Source organism: Streptomyces sp. SID1328 (genome assembly GCF_009865595.1).
GTDB lineage: Bacteria > Actinomycetota > Actinomycetes > Streptomycetales > Streptomycetaceae > Streptomyces > Streptomyces griseoluteus.
The window spans coordinates 1-4,640 of the sequence record NZ_WWKH01000119.1 but is presented as its reverse complement, the minus strand read 5'-3'; the positions used below and the strand labels follow the sequence as shown (position 1 = coordinate 4,640).

Below are 4,640 nucleotides of genomic sequence, written 5' to 3'. Positions count from 1 at the left end.
GCGCCGACGACGGTGTGCAGCTCGTCGATGAAGAGGATGATCTCGCCCTCGGACGCCTGGACGTCCTCGATGACCTTCTTCAGCCGCTCCTCGAACTGGCCGCGGTACTGGGCACCGGCCACCAGGCCGGACATGTCGAGGGCTACGACCCGCTTGTCCTTCAGGGTGTCGGGTACGTCCCCGATCACGATGCGCTGGGCGAGTCCCTCGACGATGGCGGTCTTGCCGACGCCGGGCTCACCGATGAGCACCGGGTTGTTCTTGGAGCGGCGGGAGAGGATCTCGACCGTCTGCTCGATCTCGTCCGCGCGTCCGACCACCGGGTCGAGCTTGCCCTGCCTGGCCTCCTCGGTGACGTCGCGGCCGAACTCGTCCAGCGTGCTGGTCGGCCCTCCCCCGGCGCGGCCCTGGTCCGGGCGGGCGGCCTGCTCGGAGCGGGAGGCCAGTTTCCTGCTGTCGACGCCCTCGGAGGACAGCAGGCGGCCCGCGCCGGAGTCGGGGTCGTCCAGCAGCGCGGCCAGGATGTGCTCCGGGCCTATGTAGGAGTTGCCGGCCGCCTGGGACTGAGCGAAGGCGTCGGCCAGGGTGCGCTTGGCGGCCGGGGTGAGGCCCGGCTCGGCGGACGGGGTGGCGGACTCGCCGGGCAGCACCTCACTGATCGTCTGGGCAAGTTTGTCGGGGTCGACCCCGGCCTGCGCGAGGATGCGGCGGCTGGGCTCGACCTTGGTCGCGGCCCACAGCAGGTGCTGGGTGTCGAGGTCGGAGGTGCCGTCCTCCTCGGCCTTCTGCGCGGCCAGGTTGAGCAGTTCCTGCGAGGACTCCGTCAGCAGCCGGCCGATGGGAACTCGCTGCACAGCAGGGGGCGATGACGCCGGTGACATGCCGAAGAACCGATTCAGCAGGTCGCTGAAAGGGTCGGACGAACCGAACGGTGAACCGAACGACATCGACATGGCAGCTCCTGGTGCGCGACGGATCAGGTTCTCACTGAACCGCGATGTCCAGGGCCTCGCAACCCGAGGAAGCAAGCTCCCCCAAGGGATTTCCGGGCTTTCCCCACCCATTTGCCTGAGCCTTGCTGCCGCTGTCGAGGGTGTTGTGCACACTCCTTTATATGCACGCGAGAAGAAGAGGAGTCCGGGCATGAGCGAACGTGCGGGCGTTGCGAGGTCGGCCTGGTGGGCCGGTCACGATCCCGTGGTGGAACTCCAGCAGTTGTGGGGCGAGGTCAGCCGCCTGGTGGAGCAGTCAGCGCAGCCGGCCGAGCCGGCCCGGCACTGGATGCCGCTGGTCGAGGAGGAGGACGCGGGCGACGCCTATCTGATCCGCGCCGAATTGCCGGGCATTCCCCGCGAGAGCGTGAACATCGAGGTCGACGGCCGAGAACTCCACATTCACGGCTCGCTCGACGAGAGCACCGGCGGAAACGCCCTGCGCCGCAGGGACGGCAGTTTCTCCTACGGGGTACGGGTCCCCGGTGACGTCAATGTCGAGGGCGTTCAGGCCGATCTCTCCGACGGTGTCCTGACGGTCCGGCTGCCGAAATCCCAGACGGCGACCCGGCGCTCGATCGAAATCGGTGCCTGAAAGCGCGGTACATACGAAAGCGACCGGCCCTCGCGGAAAAGGCCGGCCGCTTTTGGAGTGACGCCTGAGCGGCAGGCGTCACGGTGATGTCGACCTCGTCGAAGAGGTTCAGCCGGTGACCAGGAACATCGCCCCGCTGCGGGCGTGCGGCGCGAGGCGACGGTCAAGCGCCTGTACGAGAATCGTTCTTGGCGGGCTACCGCTCCGCGCGGTTCTCCGAGTGGTGGAACCCGGTCCCGGCCTGGTGGTCGCGGACCATCGGGTGCGGCTGGTCGCGCAGCTCGGGCAGCAGCCGGGTGAGGTCCTGGGCGAACAGGTCGGCGAGGTCGCGGGTGAAGCCGTTGCGGCACACCACCCGCAGCACGGCGAGGTCCTGGCGGTTGCGCGGGAAGGTGTACGCGGGCACCAGCCAGCCGGTCTCCCGCATCCGGCGGGAGATGTCGAAGACGTCGTAGGACGTGACGTGGTCGGCGGTGGTGAAGGCGAACACCGGCAACTGGTCGCCGCGCGTGAGCAGCTTGAAGTCGCCCATCTCCTCGACCTTCCGGGCCAGCGACATGGCGACGTCGCGGGTGGCCTGCTGGACCGCGCGGAAGCCTTCGCGGCCCAGGCGCAGGAAGGTGTAGTACTGCGCGATGACCTGGGAGCCGGGGCGGGAGAAGTTGAGGGCGAAGGTCGGCATGTCGCCGCCGAGGTAGTTGACCTGGAAGACCAGGTCCTCGGGCAGCGCCTCCTTGTCCCGCCACAGGGCCCAGCCGACGCCGGGGTAGACCAGCCCGTACTTGTGGCCGGAGGTGTTGATCGAGGCCACGCGCGGGAGCCGGAAGTCCCACTCCAGGCCGGGGTCGAGGAACGGGGCGATCATCGCGCCCGAGGCGCCGTCGACGTGGACCGGGATGTCGAGACCGGTGCGCTCCTGGTGGGCGTCGAGGGCGGCGCAGAGCTGGGCGATGGGCTCGTAGGAGCCGTCGAAGGTGGAGCCGAGAATGCCGACGACACCGATGGTGTTCTCGTCGCACAGCTCGGCCGCTTCGTGCGGGTCGAGGTGGAACCGGTCGCCCTCCATGGGGAGTTGGCGGGCCTCGACCTCCCAGTAGTTGCAGAACTTCTCCCAGCAGACCTGGGCATTGATGCCGATGACCAGGTTGGGGCGGGCGCTGCCGGGGTAACGGTCGGCGTTGCGCTGGGTCCAGCGGCGCTTCAGGGCGAGCCCGGCGAGCATGCACGCCTCGCTGGAGCCGGTGGTCGAACAGCCCACGGCCTGCGAGGGGTCGGGGGCGTTCCACAGGTCGGCGAGCATGGCCACGCAGCGCCGCTCCAGCTCGGCGGTGCGCGGGTACTCGTCCTTGTCGATGATGTTCTTGTCGCGGGACTCCCCCATCAGCCGCCGGGCCTGGGGCTCCATCCAGGTGGTGACGAAGGTGGCGAGGTTGAGCCGGGCGTTGCCGTCGAGCATCAGCTCGTCGTGGACCACCTGATAGGCGGTGTCGGGGGGCAACGGCAGTTCCGCCAGGCGGTGCTTGGGCGGCTCCTCGGTCATTTCCCTCACCGGGTTCGCCTGCCCGAAGAACGGGTTGAGGGCGAGGGCGGGTTCGTCGGGGTGCTGCTGGGAAGTGCCGTGCGAGAGAGGCGACATGAGTGCTTCCTGGGTCCGGTCAGCGTCCGCTGGCGGAGGGTTGGGGCCTGAACGCACGGACGGCACCGGCCCTGAGAGAGGGCCGGTGCCGTCCGTTCAGGCGTCTGGGGCTTATGAGGCGTTGAGGGCTATGTCCCGCTCGGCCGCCTTCTTCCCGGGGGCGGCGGGCAGCGTGTCGAGGAAGGCGACGGTCGGGACGTGGAACAGGCAACCGGTGACGGCGGTCGAGCAGTCGAGGATCTGGTCGTGCTGTCCGGGCCGCCGGCCGAGGAACACGTTCCGGAGCATCTGCTCGGTGATGTCGGGTGTACGGGTGTAGCCGATGGAGCGACGCAGCGACTGCACGTCCTCCAGCAGGCCTCGTGCGGTGTCCTCGCCGCCCTCATCGATGGTGACCACGCGGAATACCGCCGCCCTGGCCGGAGGGACGACGACGGGCTGTGTCCCGGTCATGGAAGCCTGCTTTCCGATCAGCTTGCGCGCGAGACGAACATAGACGCTCCGGGCGGTTTGTCGTGCGGATTCACGCCGACGGCGCGGCCCGTTCATATCGGCCGCACCGAACCCCGCGAATTCGCCGTCACGGGGCACGGGGCCGGTGCGCGCGGAACGGTTTGTGGAAGTAAAGCCGAGCCTTTGCGGCTCAGGAGGGACGAGTCGCTCCGGGGCGTCTGCGGCCCCGGCCGCGTCCGGCCCGGTCGTCGGCGAGCACGGCACGGCTGAGCCGGCCCAGCAGGTCGTACGCGCGGTGCTCGGCGGCGGCGACGACGGCGGGGTCGACGCCGGTGGGCCGCAGTTCGCCGCTCGCGGCCTCCTTGGCCTCGTACAGCTCGACGGTGGACGCGGCCAACTGCACCTGGGTCACCCGGCGCCGGGCGGCCGTGCTGTGCAGGGCTTGCTCGGCCTGGTCGGAGACGACCGTGCACAGGTGCACCGCCTCCCGTATCCGGACGGTGGCCCGGCCGTGCACCAGGAGCAGGGCGCAGACCAGGCCGACGCCGATGCCGATGCCGCTGCCGATCACGCGGTCGTGCAGCAGCCGGGAGGCGGAGACGGGCGAGGAGAGTTCGCTGAGCAGCAGGGCGAGCGGGGTGAGGAAGACGACGCCGAGACCGTAGTTGCGGGCGACGACGTACTCCAGGAAGAACTCGAAGACGATGATCAGGCAGATGATCGCCACCGGGCCGGGATGCAGGACGAGGACGGCGCTGGTCAGCAGCAGGCCGATGGCGGTGCCGAGGGTGCGCTGCACGGCCCGCTGCATGGTGCTCCACACGTTGACGGAGTGCAGCACGGCGGCTGCGGAGATCGCGGCCCAGTAGCTGTGGCCGACGCCGAGGAAGAGGGCGGTCCCGCCCGCGGCGGCGGTGCCGACGAAGGTCCGTACGGCGGTCGGCAGGAAGGCGGCGGCCCGGCG

General features: G+C 69.8%; 4 protein-coding genes and 1 pseudogene. 1 reads left to right on the top strand and 4 read right to left on the bottom strand.

The genetic code is table 11. From position 1 onward, the window contains the following. Positions 1-953: Clp protease N-terminal domain-containing protein (locus GT030_RS03875; protein ID WP_161199845.1), on the bottom strand; the 953-nt coding region annotated here is incomplete at its 3' end. 190 nt (positions 954-1,143) lie between these two features. Here GT030_RS03875 and GT030_RS03870 point away from each other — a divergent pair. Further along, positions 1,144-1,587: an Hsp20/alpha crystallin family protein gene (locus GT030_RS03870; protein WP_161199844.1), complete on the top strand. Its 444-nt coding sequence runs from the start codon at positions 1,144-1,146 to the stop codon at positions 1,585-1,587. Positions 1,588-1,783: 196 nt separating this feature from the next. On the opposite strand, the gene GT030_RS03865 is transcribed toward GT030_RS03870, so the two are convergent. From GT030_RS03865 to GT030_RS03855, 3 genes and pseudogenes are all read right to left on the bottom strand, one after another. Beyond that, entirely contained in the window at positions 1,784-3,223 is a 1,440-nt protein-coding gene (locus GT030_RS03865) for a glutamate decarboxylase (RefSeq protein WP_161199843.1), read from the bottom strand. 111 nt (positions 3,224-3,334) lie between these two features. Next, positions 3,335-3,547: pseudogene (locus GT030_RS03860) on the bottom strand (peroxidase); the annotation flags it as partial. A gap of 319 nt (positions 3,548-3,866) precedes the next feature. Beyond that, a partial coding sequence (locus GT030_RS03855; RefSeq protein ID WP_161199842.1) for an FUSC family protein occupies positions 3,867-4,640 on the bottom strand: 774 nt, incomplete at its 5' end.